We start from the raw sequence: 21,186 nt of genomic DNA, 5'->3' as shown, positions 1-21,186 counted from the left end.
CTATGGCTGAACAACGTATTTACTCTATAAAGGACCTGAATCGTTATATCCGGATGAAACTGGAATCGGATCAGGTGCTGTCTGATGTATGGATACGCGGGGAAATTTCTAATTTTACGCATCATTCGAGTGGTCACATGTACTTTACGCTCAAGGATGAGGGGAGCCGCATACGTTCGATTATGTTTGCAACCCATAATCAGCGGCTTCCCTTCGTACCGAAAGAAGGTACGCGTGTTATTGCCCGGGGAAACGTATCCGTGTACGAACGAGATGGACAATATCAGTTTTATGCGACTCAAATGCAGCCTGATGGTATAGGAAGCCTTTATTTAGCTTATGAACAGCTCAAGCAAAAGCTGGATGCAGAGGGACTGTTTGATACTGCTCGTAAGCGTAATCTCCCTGCCCATCCGGCAACCATTGGCGTGATTACGTCACCGACCGGAGCGGCTGTGCGTGATATTATTACGACACTTCAACGGCGATACCCGCAGGCTGGAATTGTGTTGTATCCTGTGCTTGTACAAGGAAAAGGAGCCGCACCCTCGATCGTCAAGGCAATTGAAGCTATGAATCGTATGCAAGAGGTTCAGGTGATGATCGTCGGACGGGGAGGTGGCTCGTTGGAAGAACTGTGGGCGTTTAATGAGGAAGCGGTTGCGCGGGCCATTTACGCATCGGTCATTCCGGTTATTTCGGCAGTTGGACACGAAACGGATTTTACCATTGCCGATTTTGTGGCTGACTTGCGTGCAGCAACGCCAACCGCAGCAGCTGAGTTGGCTGTGCCTAATCAGGCAGAGCTACGGGATCAGCTGCTCCAGCGTGAGCAACGCCTGCGCAACGGCCTCCGGCAGCGGCTGGAAACCAGCCGTGAACGCTTGGTGAGGCTTCAGCGTTCACCAGTCCTGCTGCACCCACGCCGCTATATGCTACAGCATGCAGAGCGAATGGACATGCTGCATCAGCGGCTAATCCGCGCAGTGGGTAACCGTTCACGCTTAAACGCAGAAAAGAATGCACGTATGCGTCAGGTGCTAGAGCGGTTTAATCCGCGTGAACAAATTCGTTCTGCACGCAAGCAGACGGATATGGCGCAACGTCAGCTGGAGTCTGCGATGCGTGCTATTACGAAAACGGGACGGCAGCAGTTGCACACGGGAATCCGTCAGTTGGATGCGCTGAGCCCACTCAAAGTCATGGCCCGAGGCTATAGCTTGGTATACGATGAGCAGGAGAAACGGCTGATTAAGTCGCTCAAAGACGTACAGCCGGGAGATTCCATCAAGATTAAAGTGAGTGATGGGCAGTTGGACTGCCAAGTATGGGGAATGAAGGAGGACGCGAAGCACGGTGGCGAATGAAACGGAATTGAATTTTGAAGCGGCTATGGCCGCTCTTGAAGAAATTGTCGGACAACTGGAGCATGGAGACGTTCCTCTGGAGCAAGCCATTGATTTGTTCCAGCGGGGGATGAAGCTGTCTCAGCTTTGCAGTCAAAAGCTGGAGCAGGTTGAACGTAAAATTGAAATGATCGTGGAAGAGGATGGAGATTTGCGCAAGAAGCCTTTTGGCGGCGGATTAGATGAAAACGGCGGTGAAGGGCTTGAATAGACCGTCGTTCAAGGAATATTTGACCGGGACGGCGGATGCGGTTTCGTCTGCACTGACCGAGCAGTTCCCGACCGATTGGAACATTCCCGATGTTCTTCGAGAATCTATGAATTATTCACTCACCGCAGGCGGAAAACGGCTGCGGCCTCTGCTTGTGATCGCTGCTGCTGAAGCATTCGGTGGAAGCAGGGAAGCTGCGTTGCCAGTGGCATGTGCGGTAGAAATGGTACATACGTACTCTCTCATTCATGACGACTTGCCAGCCATGGATGATGATGATTATCGGCGAGGTAAGCTGACGAATCATAAGGTATACGGCGAGGCGGTTGCCGTCCTTGCGGGTGATGCTTTGTTGACCCATGCCTTTTACAGCATTGTGCAAGCAGGACGACGTCACGGTGTTTCATCCGATTCGCTGTTGTCCATTGTTGAGGATTTGTCCGAAATGAGTGGCGCACGGGGCATGGTAGGCGGACAGGTCGCCGATATGTCAGGCGAGCAAGGAATGACGGGGATCGAGGAACTGGAATATATCCATCTTCATAAAACTGCTGATTTGATTATTTTCTCGCTCTTGGCAGGTGGACGGATTGGTGGGGCGGACAAGAATCAATTAGAGGCGCTTCGCCGCTTTGGACGAGACTTGGGGCTGGCTTTTCAGATACAGGACGATATACTGGACCTCATAGGCGATGAGAGCAAAATGGGTAAGAAAACGCAAAGTGATGTTGAGCAGGAGAAGGTTACCTATCCGTATTTCATTGGTATGGACGCATCTTTGCGGCAGGTGGAGGAACTCACCGCATCTGCTAAAAAAGTGATAACAGAGAGCGGTATTCCCGATTCTTCTCGTTTGCTGGAGATAGCGGATTACCTGATGAAGCGTGATCATTAGTTGCGTTAGAGCTGTTTTGACTTGTCTGCGTTTAAGCACAGTTAAAAAGTGTGATATAATACTTGTTAACTTTACACACAAACTTGAAGGAAAGCGGGGAGATATGCGTGCTGCTTCCACACATAAAGCAACCAGGCGATCTGAAATCACTGTCGGTTGAGGAGTTGGCTTCTCTAGCCGAGGAAATCAGGAGCTTTTTGATTGAGAAGCTGTCCGTGACTGGGGGGCATCTGGCATCGAATCTGGGAGTGGTTGAGCTCACGATCGCCCTGCATTATTGCTATAACAGTCCAAAGGACAAGATGATTTATGACGTTGGGCACCAAGCCTACGTACACAAAATATTGACAGGGCGAATGGACCGTTTTGATACACTTCGTCAGCGTGATGGACTTTGTGGTTTTGTAAAAAGAAGTGAGAGCGAGCATGATGTTTGGGAAGCCGGTCATAGCAGCACTTCTCTGTCGGCGGCAATGGGAATGGCCTTGGCTCGAGATTTGAAGGGCGAGGACAATAAAGTCATTGCAATGATCGGAGACGGAGCGTTGACTGGGGGGATGGCCTTCGAAGCGTTGAATCATATCGGTCATGAGCGCAAAAATTTAATGGTCATTCTGAATGACAACGAAATGTCCATAGCACCTAATGTAGGGGCCATGCATAATTATTTGAGTAAAATCCGCTCGGACCGTCATTATTTGCGAGCAAAAGATGAGCTGGAAGTTTTGCTGAAAAAAATACCCGCGATCGGCGGTAAACTTGCTAAATCGGCTGGCCGTGTCAAGGACAGTCTTAAATATATGATGGTGCCTGGTGTACTGTTTGAGGAACTGGGACTTACGTATCTCGGTCCAGTGGACGGACATGATTTGCCGAAGCTAATCGAAACCTTCCAGCAGGCTGATAATGTCACTGGCCCTGTATTGGTGCATGTCGTAACCACCAAGGGCAAGGGCTATAAACCTGCGGAAGCAGATTCACACAAATGGCATGGAATCAGTCCCTACAAAATTGAATCGGGTCAGGTACTCAAAGCTGTAGGTAATCCGATGTATACCGAAATTTTCGGTCGAACGTTGATTGAGCTGGCTGAGCAGGATGAGCGCATCGTTGCGGTCACACCCGCTATGCCTGGCGGATCAGGATTGGTACCGTTTAGTAAAGAGTTTCCTAGCCGTATGATTGACGTCGGCATTGCTGAACAGCATGCAGCTACCATGTGTGCTGCGTTGGCAATGGAAGGGATGAAGCCGGTGTTTGCGGTGTATTCCACTTTTATGCAGCGTGCTTATGACCAGATTGTGCATGATATCTGTCGTCATAATGCGAACGTAATGTTCGCGATTGACCGTGCAGGTTTTGTTGGGGCTGACGGGGAAACTCATCATGGCGTGTTTGATGTGGCATTCTTGCGTCATATCCCCAATCTTGTGCTTATGATGCCAAAGGATGAGAACGAGCTACGCCATATGATGAAAACAGCGCTCGACTATGAAGATGGTCCAATTGCTTATCGTTACCCGCGTGTTAATGTGGTTGGCGTGCCGATGGATAAAGAATTACAGGCTATTCCCATCGGCAGTTGGGAGCTCCTGCGTAAAGGCGAGGGCTTTGCTGTAATCGCATCAGGACCGATGCTCCAGGTGGCGACAGAGGCTGCGGAGGCGATGAAACGGGAAGGTTTGCAAGTGGGCGTCGTGAATGCCCGTTTCCTGAAGCCTTTGGACGAGGATATGTTGCGTGAGCTGGCTCGTCAGCATACGAAGCTGATCGTATTGGAAGAAGCTTCTGAAGCAGGAAGCTTGGGTAGCGCTGTACTGGAATTCTACGCTAAAGCCGAAATACAAGAGGCACAGGTGCGCCTAATGGGGATTCCCGATCTGTTCGTGGAGCATGGCTCCATCAAAGAGCAGCGTGCTGAAGTAGGTCTTACCATTGAGGATGTATGCTTAAAGCTGCGTAAATGGGCTGCTGAACCAGCATATGGCATGGGACAATCCGTATAGGGTAACTTGAAGTGAAGACCATGACGTTTATAAAAAGTATGACAAGAGCAGCCTGGCTGCCTAAAGGGAGATTAACATGTCTGTTCCGAAGGAACGCATTGATGTATTACTTGTAGAACAAGGCTTTTTTGAAAGCCGTGAAAAAGCTAAAGCTGCGATTATGGCTGGGCTAGTGCTGGCGGACAGCGAACGGATCGAGAAGGCGGGGATGAAGGTACCACGCGCCAGCGAGCTTAAAGTTAAGGGTTCGGTGCATCCGTATGTAAGCCGTGGAGGATTGAAGCTGGAGAAGGCCATCCGTCAATTTGAGCTGGATATGAAGGGCAGGACAATGCTGGATATTGGCTCGTCCACTGGAGGTTTTACGGATTGTGCGCTTCAGCATGGAGCTGAATACGTATACGCCATTGATGTGGGTTATAACCAGCTGGATTGGTCCCTTCGTAATGATGAACGAGTATGCGTAATGGAGAAAACGAATTTCAGATATATGACACCCGCGGATTTGAATGGTTCCGTGCCGAATTTCGCTAGTATTGACGTTTCCTTTATTTCATTACGTATTATTTTGCCCCCGTTGCTTGCCTTGTTGCATCAACCTGCTGATATTGTAGCTCTAATCAAGCCGCAATTCGAAGCTGGACGCGAAAAGGTCGGAAAATCCGGTGTGGTCCGTGATCCTGCTACGCATAAAGAAGTGTTGCAGACCATTCTGATGTTTGCACATGAGCTTGGACTTACGCTGCAAGGTTTGGCTTATTCGCCTATTACAGGTGGAGAAGGCAATATTGAATTTTTAGCGCATTGGCGTTTGGATGGGCTTCCTGCTGCAGAATCGCAGCTGGAGAAGATGGATTTCAGACCACTGATTGAACGTACCGTTCAGGAAGCAGGTCAGACTTTTAATAATGGTCCATCGCGTAAGTAACATTCAGGGGTTCTCCATGAGTTCTGTGAACTTAAGGGAACCTCTTTTTGGTGTGAGGGATTGATTATAGAACTCACGTTCGCCTATAATGAGATGTACAAAGGAAAAGGGATTTTACATCTTGTCCTAGAATATGTCCATGAGGTGATCGGTCCATGGACACAAGATATGATACGGTTATCATCGCTGTGATCGGGGTGATATTAGGGATATGGGCTTTGTATAGCCTACGTGCCTGGTTGAAGGAGCCAGAGCCGCTTGTGCTAAAGACGATACCGATTAACGAGGACTTGGACGAAGGACCTGCCACAGGCCTACTCGAAGAAGCAGGCTATGAAGTAGTGGGCGGGAAGATGAAAATACCGCTTGCTTTTAAAGTGAATGGACATACCGTGTATAGCCGTTTGTTTATAGACTACGTGGCTGTACGAAACGGTTCGACATATATGGTCAAAACGTCACGCCGCAAGAAACCAATGGAGTGGAGTGGTCCTGATTTAAGGGACAGGCTCATGCCGTATTTATTGCTCTATCCGGGTTGCGCGGGTGTATTGTATGTTGATACGGACGAGCGAAGTATTCGCCTTATTACATTAGTGGAAGACCTCGAAGAAGAGGAATATGAAGGTTAATCGGAGGATTATATGAAGGGTCAACGACATATTAAAATTAGGGAAATTATTTCACAACATGAGATTGAGACGCAGGATGATCTGGTTGAAGCATTGCGTAAGGCTGGTTTTCAGGTCACGCAGGCGACCGTATCGCGTGATATCAAGGAGTTGCTGCTCATCAAGGTTCCAATGGACGATGGCAGATATAAATATTCGATGCCTTCAGATCAACGTTACAATCCGGCCCAAAAACTGAAACGTACGTTGGTCGATAACTTTTTGCATATTGACTACACAACCAATCTGATTGTGATGAAATGCCTGCCGGGAACAGCCAACTCGATTGCTGCTTTATTGGACAATATTGAATGGTCCGAGATCATGGGGACGATTAGCGGGGACGATACCATTTTGATTATTTGCCGATCGGAAGAAAACAGCGAAGCTATCGTGAATCGTCTTATGGGCTACATTTCCTAATTATAATGGCTACGCATATTAGGCGTTTTAATTTGTACATCATAGAGGTGAAAGAACGATGCTGGTCACTTTGTCTATACGGAATTTGGCGGTTGTAGAGGCCGTCGATGTTCATTTTTATAAAGGGTTTCATGTGTTGAGCGGGGAAACAGGTGCTGGTAAATCCATTATTATCGATGCGCTTGGGCTGATTGCAGGCGGTAGGGGCTCTGCTGATTTAGTGCGTTACGGTTGTGATAAAGCAGAGATGGAAGCCTTATTTGAACTGCCGGTAAAACATCCAGTTTGGAATACACTTGAGGAACAAGGGATTAAGGCTAATGCAGAGGAGCATTTGCTGATTCGTCGCGAACTTACGGTTCAAGGAAAAAGCTCTTCTCGAATTAACGGCCAGATGGTTAATTTAACGATGCTGCGTGAGGTGGGTGAGCAACTCGTCAATATCCACGGGCAACATGAGCATCAAAGTCTGCTACGTGCAGATCGCCATCTGGCGCTGCTGGATACGTTCGGTGATTCGGTCATCGGTCCGGTCAAAACGCTTTATCGGGAGCGTTACAATGCTTTTGTCAAAGCGGAAAAAGAAGTAAGAGAACTGCAAAGTTCCAGTCAAAAGGCTTATCAGCTTTTGGATATGTACCGATTTCAATTAGAAGAGATCGCTGCGGCGGAGTTGAAATTGGGAGAAGATGAATTATTGGCAGAGGAACGGGTCAAGCTATCCCATAGTGAGAAAATGATGGATGGGATATCAGGAGCATACGAACTGCTAAGCGGCAGAGGTGGACTGGATACGATCAATAACGTGTTGTCCAGATTAAACGATGTCCAAAGCTATGACAGCAAAAGCCTTCAGCCCATAGCGGAGCAGATTCAGTCTGCTTTTTACCAGTTGGAGGACGCAGCATTCCAATTACGTTCTTATCGTGAGGATATTGAATTTAATCCAGGCAAGCTGCATGAAGTGGAGCAACGTTTGAATCAAATTACCGGGTTACAGCGAAAATATGGTGATAGTATAGAGCAGATTTTGGAATACTATAGCCGTATTGAGCAGGAAACCGATCTGCTGGAAAATAAAGATGAGCGGTTGGAGCAGCTCATTGCAAAACGGGACGAGTTGCTTTCCGATTTGCTTGAGATTTCGGAAGAGCTTACAGAAGCACGCGAAATTTGTGCTGAAGAGCTTGCAGAGCAAGTGGAGCAGGAGTTAAAAGACCTGCAGATGGAAAGAACGTCACTCAAGGTGCGCATTGATCCAATTGAAGATCCACGCGGATATGAGTATAAAGGTCTGAAGGTAAGACCTACCAAGCAGGGCATTGATAATGCGGAATTTCTTATATCCCCCAATCCAGGTGAGCCATTACGTCCACTTGGTAAGATCGCTTCAGGCGGTGAGCTATCACGTATCATGTTGGCGATGAAAAGTATTTTTGCGCGTCATGATCAAATTCCAGTACTCATTTTTGACGAGGTGGATACCGGGGTGAGTGGTCGTGCAGCTCAATCCATTGCCGAGAAGCTATATCGTTTATCTTCCGTTTGTCAGGTCTTTTCCATTACTCATTTGCCACAGGTGGCATGTATGGCAGATCATCAGTACCTTATTGAGAAAAATGTCCATGATGGACGGACCATGACTCAAATTGAGGGACTTACGGAGGACGGGCGTGTCAAGGAATTGGCACGGATGCTGGGCGGCGTGGAAATTACCGAAAAAACTTTGCATCACGCACAGGAAATGCTGAATTTGGCGGAAGGAAAGAAAGCCTGAAAAGAGCGGCTGGCGTAATGTTTAACAGTTATAAAAGCCTGGGGGCAAGGTTACCTTATAGGTACGCAATTGGCGACCACCTTTACTCGTCAAGCGAAAGAAGCAAAGGGAGCGTGACAGCCATTGAATTTTTACTCCAGGATCAAATTGCTCGGTCTTTTGCTTGTTTTTCTTATGTGTTCTATCGGTAACGCTCAGCATGTGCAAGCTGCGCTGCCTCCACAAGCTTCTTTGGATTTGTTCGGCTCTAAAAGCATGAGGACAACCCAAGAAAGTGTAGTTCCCGATTTAAAAGTATACCCGGGGGGGCAGACGATTGGGGTCAAAGTAAAATCTTCAGGAGTGCTTGTCGTCGGTCACCATATCATTCAGGAAAGTAATGATCGTAAGGTGTCACCTGGTGAAACAGCGGGGATTCGCCTAGGGGATCGGATTACACACATGAACGGCAAACCACTCAATAGCCTGGCAAGGGTTGCTGAGGCAGTAGACGAAGCAGGTAAGAATAAAAAGCCACTCGACATTACACTTTGTCGAGGAGAGCAGACGATTTCCACGAAGTTAACACCAGCATATGATCAAGATGATAAAGCGTGGCGGCTTGGGTTGTATATTAGAGACTCGGCTGCAGGTGTAGGTACATTAACGTTTTACGCACCGGACCAGGGTGTATACGGGGCATTAGGTCACGTAATTACCGATATGAATACCCAAACCCCTATTGTCGTGGGGAGCGGAGAGATTGTGCAGTCCAATGTGACGTCAATTGCGAAAAGCCAAAGTGGGGAACCAGGAGAAAAACGCGCTCATTTTCTCAAAGATCATCGGGTATTAGGAAATATTGAACGAAATACGAATTTCGGAATTTTTGGGAAAATGTCAGATGAGCCGCAATATGGATTGTATTCAACTCCTATTCCGGTGGCTCTTGCGAATGAAGTAAAGGAAGGACCTGCAGAAATTTTGACTGTACTGGAAGGTCAACAAATTCAGCGGTTTCAGGCGGAAATTGTACACATTTCTCAGCAGGACAAACCAGCAACCAAAGGACTTGTGATTCGCATTGTAGATCCAAAGCTGTTGGATAAGACCGGGGGAATCGTGCAAGGAATGAGCGGTAGTCCGATTATTCAAAATGGTAAGCTTATCGGGGCTGTGACACATGTATTTGTGAATGATCCTAAATCAGGTTACGGTTGTTTTATCGAATGGATGCTGCGCGATGCAGGAATCATGCAGAATAACGTAAGCTTGAAATCATCTTCTAATCTTAAGGCGAGCTAGTGGCCTTAAGATTTTTTTGTCGAAAAGCAGGGGAATAACTCATATTTGCAAGATAAAGAATCAATTATAATAGAAAATATAAAAAAAATAAATAAAAATAATTTTCGACAGAAGGAATTCATAATTCGATGTCGAAATCATATACTCCGACAAGAAATATTTATATACTGTAAACAGATATCACAATGGAATATCACTCAATGAGGAGGAAGTACATTGCAAAAAATTGAGGTATTGTTGGCTGATGACAACCGGGAATTTACGAATTTGCTTGCTGAATATATTTCCGATCAGGAGGATATGGAAGTTACAGGAATCGCCTATAACGGCGAAGAAGTGCTCCAACGCATCGCAGAATCCCGCAACATACCTGATGTACTTATTTTAGATATTATTATGCCTCATCTGGATGGTCTCGGTGTATTGGAGCGTTTAAGAGAAATGAACCTGACTCCACAGCCGAAAATCATTATGCTGACTGCATTCGGTCAAGAAAATATTACACAGAGGGCCGTACAGCTCGGGGCATCTTATTATATTTTGAAGCCGTTTGACATGGAAGTGCTGGCTAACCGTGTTCGCCAATTAGTGGGGCCGCAGTTAGTTAGCAGCAGTCCGGTGACCATTTCATCCATGCGGTCCAACGTTGTACCTATGGGTAAGACGAAAAACCTGGATGCCAGTATCACGGCCATCATACATGAAATTGGTGTACCAGCTCACATCAAGGGCTATCAATATTTACGCGAAGCCATTACGATGGTGTACAATAATATCGAAATTTTGGGAGCCATCACCAAAACATTATATCCGGCAATCGCCGAAAAGTTCAAAACGACGGCATCTCGCGTAGAACGCGCCATTCGTCATGCTATCGAGGTAGCATGGACCCGTGGAAATATCGACAGCATTTCACACCTGTTCGGGTACACCATTAATATCAGTAAGTCCAAACCAACCAATTCAGAGTTCATAGCGATGGTAGCAGATAAGCTGAGAATTGAGAACAAGGTGTCCTGAAAGGGTCAGAATGATTGATGAAGCAAGGGATTTTTGTGGTTTTACGTTTATCAATGATAATTGCAGGGATGGCTATTAATTTCCAAAACAGCCGACCCGATCCGATAAACTTCTGAATAGTAGACAACTAATACCGCCTATTTATTGGTTCTTCCAAGAACCAGTAAATAGGCGGTATTTTTTATAAACGATTTTGAATTTCAATTGGACAATTTAAAGTTTTCTTCAATTATCATCATTTTCATTACTTTCAGTAGTCGTTCTATTAAGGTAGAAAGTTGTAAAGAAATATTATTGAACTATTGCTTGATCGACAAGCTCTATTAGAAATATAATTAAAACAATCTTTCAAATGAGGTGAATCGGATGTCTTTCCGTATTGTTCGAGGTATTTAGTTTCCGGGCTGGAAAAAACGCGTACCAGCCGCCAAGGGGAAAGTCTATCCTTTTGACTACAAAACTAAAATACTGAATGATATCGGTCTGTTATCCCGTAGTATTTATCCTTAATTGGAAGGTGGAAAGAAAATGAATTCAATAGAGTATAAAGAGTTTTATAATAAGATTGGAAAAATCAACGGCTGGAATTTCAGCCATGTAAAATGTATCTCCGAAGGAGTAAAATGGGACTTCTACAATGAAGTAGCGAAGACATGCAAGAAGTCGGATATATTGCTTGACATCGGTACTGGCGGCGGGGAAGCAATTTTATCAATAGCAGATTCTGCATTACTTCTAGTTGGGATTGACCATTCCACTGGAATGATTGAAACAGCAACCAAGAATTCTGCTGAATCAGACATAGCAAATGTTCGTTTTCTCCAGATGGATGCTGAAAATATAAATTTTCCTGAGAATTTCTTTAATGTAATCTCTTCTCGACATTCATGTTTTTATGCAAAAGAAATAGCAAAGGTGTTAGTAAAGGATGGTATGTTCCTGACACAGCAAGTAAGCGAAAACGACAAATTAAATATTAAAGAAGCGTTTGGAAGAGGACAGGCATGGGGTGCTAAGAAAGACTCGTTAAAAGCTCAATATATTACCGAATTAAGTGACGCGGGCTTTAAGAACATACAGTCATTTGAATTCAATGCAACCGAATATTATCAGACTCCTGCAGACTTAATATTTCTCTTGAAACACACACCAATTATTCCCAACTTCGGAGAAGAAGAAATTGATTTTCAAATACTCCAACAATTTATTTTGGACAATCAAACCGAATTAGGAATAAGGACAAATTCAGAACGATTTATGGTGAATGCTAGGAAGTAAAACATAAAGGGATACCCGTTTTTGGGTATCCTTTTTTTAAGTTTGATGGAATAAGTGAATAAAGATTTTCAGCATCTCCCTCCCTATATGACGGTACAATTGTTGGGGATTATAAAACATAATGCTCTCCACGAGGTTATAAAATAAACCTGAATCAGTTGCACCAACCATCACGAAGAAAAATTTCCCTTTTGTAAACAGTTCTGAAATTCTCTTTAAATTTGATATAAACAATGTGTCGTTTGTTGTCGATATAGTATCTAATATAAAGAGAACTGAGGAGCGAATATATGAAATTTAACATTCGAACAAAATTGATATTGGGTTTTCTTGCAGTAATAATATTATTGATTGTCATTAGTACAACATCTATCTCAAAAATGAAAAATTTAGGCGACACTTCGATGGAAATAGATAGCCATTGGATGCCAAGTGTGACTATCCTGGGAACACTAAATGGTGATATATCTGATGTAGAGCGGATCTCATTAAACATTATTGTAGAACGTGACCCAGAAGAAATGGAGAAGGTTCAGGCCGAATATGATAAGGTTTTAAAAAAGGTTGAGGACGATCGAAAAATATACGAAAAATTAATTGCTACCCCTAAAGAACGTGAAATGTATGAAGAATTCTCCAAAAATTATACGGAGTATTTGGCTAAGTTGCCAGAAATGATTGAAGCGGGGAAAGCTAATGATTACACTCAATCAAGCATCCTTCATCAAGAGTCCTATAAGTTATGGTATAGTTCAAACGATATGATCAGTCAGCTCATTAAATTGAATGCAGATGGATCTAAACAGACTACGAAAGAAGCTGTTGACAACTTTATTTCAGGTAGACAACTGGTCATCGTTTTGAGTATAGCAGCCGTTATATTAGCATTGATCATGGCAATCATCATAGCCCAAATTATATCTAAACCTATCTTGCGAATCAGTCGTGCTGCTGAAAGTATCGCATCGGGTGATCTTACAAGTGAAGCTATCATTGTGAAGGGCAAGGATGAGATCAGTACGTTGGCACATTCCTTTAATGTCATGGTTGAGAACCTTCGTGAACTGATTCAATCTGTGAGTAAGACGACTGAGCTGGTAACCACTTCCTCAGAAGAATTGACGGCCAGCGCAGAGCAAAATAGCCAAGCTTCTGCACAAATAACCGAAACGGTGCAAGAAGTAGCTACTGGAACAGGAGACCAGGTAGATATGGTGACGAAATCGTCCCAAGCTATTGAGGAAATGTCTATCGGTGTTGAGCAAATCGCCATCCGCGCGCAAAATGTATTCGCATCTGCGCAAGATGCGGCCCATAAATCGGCTGAAGGTAACCAGATGATTCAACAGGCAGTTACGCAGATGAATGCCGTGAATGATTCGATGAATGGATTGGCAGATCTCATGGCTGGATTGGGAGAGCGCTCAGACGAAATTGGCAAGATCATTGATGTTATCACCAATATTTCTAGTCAGACCAACCTTCTTGCCTTGAACGCTGCGATTGAAGCGGCCCGCGCAGGGGAACATGGTCGCGGATTTGCTGTAGTTGCAGGCGAAGTTCGCAAGTTGGCTGAACAATCGGCTCATTCTGCTCAACAAATTACGGAGCTTGTGGGATTGATTCAAAAGGATACTACCCATGCTATTGAGGCGGTAGCGTCCAACGGGAAGGATGTCATGACAGGTCGTGAAGTTGTACAAAATGCAGGCGCATCCTTTGAATTAATTCAGGAAACTGTAAATAAAGTGGCCAGTGAAATTGAAGAGGTTTCTGCCGGATCAGAACAAATGTCTGCAAGTACGGATGAGATTGTTGGTTTTGTCAGACAAATTTCAGCGATTGCTGAGGAAGCCGCAGCAGGGACACAACACGTATCTGCCGCAACTCAGGAACAGCTGGCATCCATGGAGGAAATTGCCTCTTCTGCAAGAAATCTGTCCAAAATGGCGGAAGACCTGCAAGGGCAAATTGGTAAATTCAAAGTATAATTCGTATACTGCTTTTTATGTTTCAGAGGAACTAGCTGCTCTATTGTGAGCGGCTTTTTTTCTATTTTTTATTAATATATTATGATTAAAGAGTGGAGATATGAGGAGCCTGTAATTGGAACGATATGATATAATGGTGTGAAATTCTTTGGGTTGGAGTGACATGATGGATAATAAGACTGAACTTAAAGCAAGTGAACTACGTCAGTTAGCGATAGACAAAATCATAGCTACACCATTTTTGAATGATTTTAAATATCTGAAAGGCAGAAAAGTTTTGAAAAAAGTAACCAAGGAATTTATATTTGAAATTAGTTTTGGTGCGACTAAATATGGTGCATTAAAAGTTTATATTATCGTAGAATCCAAAAGAATAAAAAAGAAGTATAATACTGACGCTTGTTTTCACAGTGAGTTGATTGCTCTTACCAAGAAATATACGGAAAACAGGGATTACCTTGTGTCCACAGAAGCTGAAAGAGAACGGGTGATCCAAGAGATTATTGAAGATATTTACACTTTCGCGTTGCCCTTTTTCAAGCGATTTGAACATGTAGAAACACTAGCAGAACAAGTACATAAGTCAGGCTTTTTACCGCACCGCAAACGCTTTGATAAGTTTAATCCGTTGACGAAAAGATTCATTGATTTTTATTATCAAGGGGAGTAATGTAGCCATCTGGGCCATTTTTATTCTCACCATTGGGCTATGATAAGGAGAACGATCTTCATAGAGGGGATATTATCGTTTTTCAAAAGGATGATGTACAATTTGTAAAACGGGTCAATGTACTCCTCAGGAAAAGATGATTTACCTAATATGCTCAGTTAGAGGCGAGTCGGATGTTGCACGGGAGGGTACGATTTTTATATGGAGACAATCGGATGAACAGCACAGAGGCTGTATACACGGGTATATTTCAATGGATAAAGCTATAGGCTAAGTCATCGCAATGAACGGGCTAGTGGTATTAACCCAATTAATTCTAAAGCAAAGGCGGGAATGAGAGCATGTGGAATAGTCTGACTTGGGTGTTCTTCGGCGTGTTGTTGGTGGCATTGGGTTGGATTGTTAAAGTAAGGCGTAGTCGCAGCAGCAACAAACAATTGAATGAACAGCGGGGCAGTAATGTCGTTGAATTTCGTCCTCGTAAGTCCGCTCGACAATCCCGTACCGGTAATGAATCTAAGTCTAAAGTGTCTTTCGGTCCACGCGCAAATACAAAATCAGCAGGTATTCAGGCCCAAACTGGATTTGGACTGTCTGACTCTATCCAGGGCACAGGCAAGCAAAAATGCTCCTTTTGTAAAAAAGAAGACAAATTAACCTTCTATGCGGATGACAATGGATCGCTGTATGGGGTATGCAAAGAGTGTAAGCATAAGGCGGAAAGACAGGATATGTTGCCACTTTAGTCTATACAGACGATTGAGGACCATCATTAAAGAATTCTTTTAATTAATAAAAACTCCCAACCGATGTAGTAAATTGGTTAGGAGTTTTTTGTTTGTATTTTACATTGTTATCTAATTTGCCTGTCAATTAGTTCCTCGAGTGCATCCGCTATGTGATCGGGTCCATAGGAGAGCTCTTCCCGGCTTAAACTCAACCAGGCATGACGCTCATCCATATCAAATGCAGTCTCAAGCCAACCAGATAACCCTCTGCCCCTGCGGTCTACTTCTACAAGCACATGCACACCCTCGGGTTCCAACTGCATAACCAGCTCCAGCTCCTCGATATCACGTGCATATTCTGATCCGGGCGTAAATTCAAATTCCTGTACGTACGGAACGCCGCGTCCCAGCTTAGGATGACGTTCGCAGGTGGAGGAGCGGAATCGGAAGCCCAACAGGTGAACCGCCTCAAACACTGTATTCATATAGGGATGTGGCTCGATTTTGAGTGAATCACGATCGGTCGGGTCCAAAGCCATGCCAATATCTAATGCTGTTTCCAGCCAGACGGGCTGTTTGGCGTGAGTAACAGGAGTTTCCAACGGCAATCTGAAGGAAAAAGGAATTTCAAGCTCCTGTCCTTGCTCTAGATGAAAGCCGTCAGATACCTTAATCCGTGCAATGCAGCAGGTGCTGATAGTTTTTTTATCATCGTGCTCCACGATATATTCTGTCTTGAGCTCGATGTCAATTTTGCCGATTTCCTGATCAATTTTGCCGCCTTTGATGCGCATGATGCCACTAAGTTCTTCCCCAGGCACATATACAGCTTGATCCACCAACGTATCGACTTTAGCTGAACCGATTCCTGCGCTTGCTAAGATTTTGTTAAAAAAACTCATTATTCCGTCCCCCCAGATAATCTCATGGTCATGATATACAAACGAAAACTAAAAACTTGTACAGCTTAACCGGATATACGGGGCAATGGTTCGATTCGTTCCAAAAAAATGCAAGAAAAAAGTTACTGGTACTCACGTAGGCATATTGCAGCTTGTCGATCTATCTGTCCACTAATCGCAGTTCACTTTATGAGGAGGTATAAAGCAATTTCGACAACGAGGCTCATAAGCCTCAGAGTCGCCGATCATCACAATAGGTCCCACAGTGGAAGGTTTACCATTTACCATACGTTGCGTAAATACTGCTTCCGAGCTACCGCATACAGCGCAAAAGGAAGTCAGCTTCTCGATGTCATCCGCCATGGCGAGCAGACCACCGACATAGCCGAACTCCTTGCCTCGATAATCCAGATTCAGCCCATCGGCAATTACATGCTTGCCGCAATAAGCTAGCTCTTGTACAAGCGACATAATATGACGACTGAAAAACTGGACTTCGTCAAAGGCAACCACGTCGGCATCTTTTGTTTCTTGCAAAATACGCTGAACGAGCTCATCTGTAAGTTTTCTTGGGATAGAGATAGCGGGTAGCCGATATCCGATCCGGCTTACTATTTCGTCCTCGGCATAGCGGTTATCTTCAGCGGGTTTGTAAGCGACCACTTTACGATGCCCGTATTGGATTAGTTTTTGACAGCGGCGAATCAATTCGCCGGATTTTTCACTGAACATGGGGCCTGTAATAATCGTAATTCGTCCTGTAGGCAAAGCGAATTCCCCTCTCTGTAACATGTACATAACACTGTAAATCTTCTTCTCCGAAAGAAAACGCCATTATAGATTACCATAACCAGCCGTATACAGACTAGAGAAAATATATTGATTTTCGACATGTTTTTGTATGTTCATTCCCAAAACGTAAATGTGGTCGTCATTGCTCTGCCGCCGCGGGCATGATATGGTGAAGCGTAGTGGAATGAAGGGAAGAGTGAAAGGCATGGACGAAAAAAATACGGATTATAGTGCCAAAAAAGGAGCATTACTGGAGCAAGGGCTGATCAGCCCGCAAGCTCTAGAACTCATCACGGAGCTGGAGACAGAGCTGAACTTTCTGCGCAAGCAAAATGAATCATTTCGCAAGGCGCTGCGAGCCAAATCAGCACAAAGTTCAAGGATGTCTACCAAATTACGAGATGCGCTGTATGAATGATATGGAAAGATATCTGGATTAAAGGGTTAGCTTTTTTGTAGCCTATGCCTAAACGCTATATTTTGTACAGTGAAATAAAGAGAGTACAATAAGCTATATATAATCAATTGTTAATGGAGGAGAAACATGACTATACATTGTGATGTCGCTATTTTGGGTGGAGGAACCGGGGGGTATGTAGCAGCCATTCGTGCCGCCCAGCTAGGCAAAGAAGTGGTTATCATCGAAAAGGACAAGCTTGGCGGAACCTGTCTGCACCGTGGTTGCATTCCGAGTAAGGCCTTGCTACGCAGTGCGGAAGTATATGCCACGATTAAAGAAAGTGCACAATACGGTATCGAGACATCGGGAGCACAGCTTGTATTTCCCAAGGTTCAGGAACGTAAGGAAGCCGTTGTGGAACAGCTGCATCAGGGCGTTCAATTTTTGATGCGTAAAAATAAAATTACGGTACTGAGCGGTAAGGGACGCGTGATTGGTCCGTCTATATTTTCTCCAAAAAGCGGGGCAGTTGCCGTGGAACTAGAAGATGGTGAGATGGAAACGATTGTTCCTGCACATCTCATTATTGCAACAGGATCACGCCCGCGTGTGCTGTCCGGACTAGAGCCAGATGGCGAATTTATTCTGAGCAGTGACGAAGCGTTAACGATGGAGGAGCTGCCAGCATCCTTGATTATCGTGGGCGGTGGTGTTATTGGCGTGGAGTGGGCTTCCATGCTAAATGATTTTGGCGTGGGGGTTACGGTGGTTGAAGCTGCGAATCGACTTATTCCCACGGAAGACGAAGACGTTTCGCGTGAAATGCAGCGTTTGTTAACCAAGCGTGGTGTCAAGGTGCTGACGGGTTCACAAGTGCTGGCTAAAACATACGGCAAAGATGAGGAAGGTGTGCAGATTGACGTGCAAAAAGGGGAAGAAACCGAAACCCTCAGCGCTTCCAAACTGCTCATTTCTGTAGGGCGTCAGGCAAATGTGGAAAATATCGGGCTGGAAAATACGGATATCCGCGTAGAGCGTGGCTTTATCTCAGTTAATGAACATTTGCAGACGAATGAACCACATATTTACGCCATTGGGGATTGCATCGGCGGCTTACAACTGGCGCATGCAGCGAGCCATGAAGGTTTGCAGGCGGTTCATCATCTGGCGGGCGAAGATTTTCACAGTGTACCTAACCATCTGATTCCGCGGTGTATTTATACACGTCCTGAAGCCGCAAGCGTCGGCTTAACGGAGCAAGAAGCTCGCGAGCGTGGACATCAGGTGAAGACAGGGAAGTTCCCTTTTCAAGCTATCGGAAAATCGCTAGTATACGGCAGTCGGGACGGCTTCGTCAAAGTAGTGGCCGACGAGAAGACCAATGATATTCTCGGTGTACATATGATCGGTACGCATGTGACGGACCTGATCAGCGAGGCGGCTCTTGCGCAACTGCTGGATGCTACGCCGTGGGAAGTCGGACAGCTTATTCATCCGCATCCGACGTTGTCGGAGATTTTGGGAGAAGCGATGCTGGCCGTTGATGGACAGGCGATTGGCATATAAACGTTTCAAATAAATCGGTGCTTTTCTTTTTGGGGAGAAAAGGATTATAATGGGGTTAGTCAGAGTTTAGTACCAGGTTTTAAGACAAGATGGTACTAGGTACTGGAAGTAGGATGTTTGACACTTAAGGAGGTGCCTCAATGAGTTCTAAAGGCGCTGTAGACGCTGGCTTCAGACATGAACAGCTGGGACTTACTCACGGACAAGTTATTGATATGTACAGATATATGTTGCTCGCAAGAAGATTTGACGAGCGCAACATGCTCCTGCAACGGGCAGGGAAAATTAATTTCCACGTTTCTGGCATTGGACAGGAGGCGGCACAAGTAGGTGCAGCTTTCGGTCTTGACCGGGAAAAGGACTATTTTCTTCCCTATTATCGGGATTATGGATTCGTGCTTGCGGTAGGAATGACGCCGCGCGAACTGATGCTGTCGGCATTTGCTAAGGCAGATGATCCCAATAGCGGTGGTCGCCAGATGCCAGGTCATTTTGGTAGTAAACGGCTGCGTATTGTGACAGGCTCCAGCCCAGTAACGACACAGGTTCCGCATGCAGTAGGTGTAGCTTTGGCTGCCAAAATGCAGAAAAAGGATTTTGTATCGTTTGTTACGTTTGGAGAAGGCTCCAGCAATCAGGGAGATTTTCACGAAGGCTGTAACTTTGCTGGTGTACAAAAGCTGCCAGTCATTATTATGTGCGAAAACAATCAATATGCGATATCGGTTCCGATTCATAAACAGTTGGCAGGCAAGGTAAGCGACCGTGCTTTGGGATATGGATTTCCAGGGATTCGAGTCGATGGTAATGATGCATTGGCGGTATATGCGGCGGTGAAGGAAGCACGCGAACGTGCTGTCCGCGGTGAAGGTCCTACGCTGATCGAAGCCATGATGTACCGTCTGTCTCCTCACTCCACCTCGGATAATGATCTGGCTTACCGGACCAAGGAGGAAGTGGATGAGAACTGGGCCAAGGATGGCGTAGCCCGTATGAAAAGCTACTTGATCGAATGCGGCATTTGGGATGAGGCCAAGGATGCGGATCTGTCGGCTGAGCTGCTGCTCGAAGTCAAGGAAGCGATTGAATATGCAGATAAAGCGCCTTTTCCAAAGCCTGAAGATACGCTGCTGCATGTGTATGCAGATAGCGATGGGGAGGGCCGCTAACGATGGCGATTATGGAATATATTGATGCGATTCGTCTTGCCATGAAAGAAGAGATGGAGCAGGATGAAACGGTTTTTGTATTAGGTGAGGATGTCGGGGTGAAGGGAGGCGTCTTTACAACGACAAAGGGGCTTATGGACCAATTCGGTGAGCAACGTGTCATGGATACGCCATTGGCTGAGTCGGCTATTGCCGGGGTTGCGATTGGTGCAGCCATGTACGGAATGAAGCCGATTGCCGAAATGCAATATTCGGACTTCATGCTTCCGGCGACGAATCAGATTATTAGTGAAGCGGCTAAAATCCGCTACCGCTCTAACAACGATTGGAACTGTCCTGTGGTAATCCGCGCGCCAATCGGTGGTGGGATCTTTGGTGGTTTATATCACTCTCAGTGTCCAGAATCGATCTTTTTTGGTACGCCGGGTTTGAAAATTGTTGCTCCATTTACCCCTTATGACGCAAAAGGATTGCTGAAGGCAGCCATTCGTGACCCTGATCCGGTGCTGTTTTTTGAAAATAAAAAATCCTACAAGCTGATCAAGGGTGAAGTGCCTGAGGATGATTATATCGTTCCGATTGGCAAGGCTAATCTATTACGTGAGGGTGACGATATTACGGTCATCGGTTATAGCCAGCCTTTGCATTTTGTCATGCAGGCTGCTGAGGAATTGGAGAAGGAAGAAGGCATTACCGCACATGTTGTGGATTTGCGCACACTCCAACCGCTGGACCGCGAAGCCATTGTTGAGGCTGCACGACATACAGGTAAGGTATTAATCGTGCATGAGGACAACAAAACGGGCGGCATCGGTGCCGAGGTATCGGCTATTATTAATGAGGAATGTCTATTCGAGCTTGATGCGCCGATTGAGCGTCTATGTGCTCCTGATGTACCAGCCATGCCGATCAGTCCACCGATGGAGAAGTTTTATATGTTAAACAAAGATAAAGTTAAGGAAGCCATGCGCCGTCTTGCAATGTATTAATATAGGGCAGATTGGACGAAAGCATTCCAAAAGTATAGCGGGGGTAGCGGTAAAACGCGCCCTCCTATGATGTTAAGGAG

20 protein-coding genes are annotated in these 21,186 nt (G+C 45.3%); 18 read left to right on the top strand and 2 right to left on the bottom strand.

What is annotated here, in order from left to right; genetic code table 11:
• Nucleotides 1–2 precede the first annotated feature (2 nt).
• From xseA to AOU00_RS02555, 14 genes are all read left to right on the top strand, one after another.
• Complete coding sequence (gene xseA, locus AOU00_RS02620) at nt 3–1,367, top strand: exodeoxyribonuclease VII large subunit (RefSeq protein WP_069289849.1); 1,365 nt, start codon at nt 3–5, stop codon at nt 1,365–1,367.
• Complete coding sequence (xseB, locus tag AOU00_RS02615; protein WP_013310814.1) at nt 1,357–1,617, top strand: exodeoxyribonuclease VII small subunit; 261 nt, start codon at nt 1,357–1,359, stop codon at nt 1,615–1,617. The genes xseA and xseB overlap by 11 nt, the downstream gene beginning before the upstream one ends.
• The gene (locus AOU00_RS02610; protein WP_039270952.1) at nt 1,589–2,512 is read left to right on the top strand and encodes a polyprenyl synthetase family protein; all 924 of its coding nucleotides are present in this window, start codon (nt 1,589–1,591) and stop codon (nt 2,510–2,512) included. Before xseB ends, AOU00_RS02610 begins: the two co-directional genes overlap by 29 nt.
• Before the next feature lie 107 nt (nt 2,513–2,619).
• Nucleotides 2,620–4,518 carry a 1-deoxy-D-xylulose-5-phosphate synthase gene (gene dxs, locus AOU00_RS02605; RefSeq protein ID WP_039270954.1) on the top strand — a complete coding sequence of 633 codons (1,899 nt, stop codon included), beginning with the start codon at nt 2,620–2,622 and terminating at the stop codon, nt 4,516–4,518.
• A gap of 76 nt (nt 4,519–4,594) precedes the next feature.
• A complete protein-coding gene (locus AOU00_RS02600) occupies nt 4,595–5,446 on the top strand; it encodes a TlyA family RNA methyltransferase (protein ID WP_023989243.1) in 852 nt (283 codons plus the stop codon).
• A gap of 155 nt (nt 5,447–5,601) precedes the next feature.
• The gene (locus AOU00_RS02595; RefSeq protein WP_039270956.1) at nt 5,602–6,078 is read left to right on the top strand and encodes a hypothetical protein; all 477 of its coding nucleotides are present in this window, start codon (nt 5,602–5,604) and stop codon (nt 6,076–6,078) included.
• 12 nt (nt 6,079–6,090) lie between these two features.
• Nucleotides 6,091–6,540 carry a transcriptional regulator AhrC/ArgR gene (gene ahrC, locus AOU00_RS02590; protein ID WP_013310809.1) on the top strand — a complete coding sequence of 150 codons (450 nt, stop codon included), beginning with the start codon at nt 6,091–6,093 and terminating at the stop codon, nt 6,538–6,540.
• A gap of 58 nt (nt 6,541–6,598) precedes the next feature.
• Nucleotides 6,599–8,317: a DNA repair protein RecN gene (recN, locus tag AOU00_RS02585; RefSeq protein ID WP_028540598.1), complete on the top strand. Its 1,719-nt coding sequence runs from the start codon at nt 6,599–6,601 to the stop codon at nt 8,315–8,317.
• 123 nt (nt 8,318–8,440) lie between these two features.
• The gene (spoIVB, locus tag AOU00_RS02580; RefSeq protein WP_039270958.1) at nt 8,441–9,601 is read left to right on the top strand and encodes a SpoIVB peptidase; all 1,161 of its coding nucleotides are present in this window, start codon (nt 8,441–8,443) and stop codon (nt 9,599–9,601) included.
• Between the two features lie 216 nt (nt 9,602–9,817).
• The gene (spo0A, locus tag AOU00_RS02575) at nt 9,818–10,621 is read left to right on the top strand and encodes a sporulation transcription factor Spo0A (RefSeq protein ID WP_023989239.1); all 804 of its coding nucleotides are present in this window, start codon (nt 9,818–9,820) and stop codon (nt 10,619–10,621) included.
• Between the two features lie 528 nt (nt 10,622–11,149).
• A complete protein-coding gene (locus tag AOU00_RS02570) occupies nt 11,150–11,899 on the top strand; it encodes a class I SAM-dependent methyltransferase (RefSeq protein WP_069289848.1) in 750 nt (249 codons plus the stop codon).
• A 290-nt stretch (nt 11,900–12,189) separates the two neighbouring features.
• Nucleotides 12,190–13,890 carry a methyl-accepting chemotaxis protein gene (locus tag AOU00_RS02565; RefSeq protein ID WP_069289847.1) on the top strand — a complete coding sequence of 567 codons (1,701 nt, stop codon included), beginning with the start codon at nt 12,190–12,192 and terminating at the stop codon, nt 13,888–13,890.
• 148 nt (nt 13,891–14,038) lie between these two features.
• Nucleotides 14,039–14,560 (top strand): hypothetical protein, encoded by a 522-nt coding sequence (locus AOU00_RS02560; protein WP_237166259.1) that lies wholly within the window; start codon nt 14,039–14,041, stop codon nt 14,558–14,560.
• Nucleotides 14,561–14,901: 341 nt separating this feature from the next.
• Entirely contained in the window at nt 14,902–15,306 is a 405-nt protein-coding gene (locus tag AOU00_RS02555; protein WP_069289845.1) for a hypothetical protein, read from the top strand.
• Nucleotides 15,307–15,413: 107 nt separating this feature from the next.
• Here the strand turns inward: AOU00_RS02555 and AOU00_RS02550 are convergent, their stop codons facing one another.
• Nucleotides 15,414–16,190, bottom strand: coding sequence for a sporulation protein (locus tag AOU00_RS02550; RefSeq protein WP_039270969.1), 777 nt, complete (start codon nt 16,188–16,190; stop codon nt 15,414–15,416).
• A gap of 171 nt (nt 16,191–16,361) precedes the next feature.
• A complete protein-coding gene (locus AOU00_RS02545) occupies nt 16,362–16,958 on the bottom strand; it encodes a thymidine kinase (RefSeq protein ID WP_023989232.1) in 597 nt (198 codons plus the stop codon).
• Nucleotides 16,959–17,166: 208 nt separating this feature from the next.
• Between AOU00_RS02545 and AOU00_RS02540 the strand changes: the two genes are divergently transcribed.
• The 4 genes from AOU00_RS02540 to AOU00_RS02525 all read left to right on the top strand — a co-directional run bounded on the left by AOU00_RS02540 (nt 17,167) and on the right by AOU00_RS02525 (nt 21,106).
• Nucleotides 17,167–17,400 (top strand): hypothetical protein, encoded by a 234-nt coding sequence (locus AOU00_RS02540; protein WP_069289844.1) that lies wholly within the window; start codon nt 17,167–17,169, stop codon nt 17,398–17,400.
• 126 nt (nt 17,401–17,526) lie between these two features.
• Nucleotides 17,527–18,948 (top strand): dihydrolipoyl dehydrogenase, encoded by a 1,422-nt coding sequence (lpdA, locus tag AOU00_RS02535; RefSeq protein WP_069289843.1) that lies wholly within the window; start codon nt 17,527–17,529, stop codon nt 18,946–18,948.
• 140 nt (nt 18,949–19,088) lie between these two features.
• Nucleotides 19,089–20,117: a thiamine pyrophosphate-dependent dehydrogenase E1 component subunit alpha gene (locus AOU00_RS02530; RefSeq protein WP_025723034.1), complete on the top strand. Its 1,029-nt coding sequence runs from the start codon at nt 19,089–19,091 to the stop codon at nt 20,115–20,117.
• A 2-nt stretch (nt 20,118–20,119) separates the two neighbouring features.
• The gene (locus AOU00_RS02525; RefSeq protein ID WP_039270974.1) at nt 20,120–21,106 is read left to right on the top strand and encodes an alpha-ketoacid dehydrogenase subunit beta; all 987 of its coding nucleotides are present in this window, start codon (nt 20,120–20,122) and stop codon (nt 21,104–21,106) included.
• The last annotated feature ends 80 nt before the right edge of the window (nt 21,107–21,186 follow it).

Origin of the sequence: Paenibacillus polymyxa, assembly GCF_001719045.1 — a bacterium.
Classification (GTDB): Bacteria; Bacillota; Bacilli; order Paenibacillales; family Paenibacillaceae; genus Paenibacillus; species Paenibacillus polymyxa_B.
This window is presented reverse-complemented; position numbering and strand designations above follow the sequence as displayed.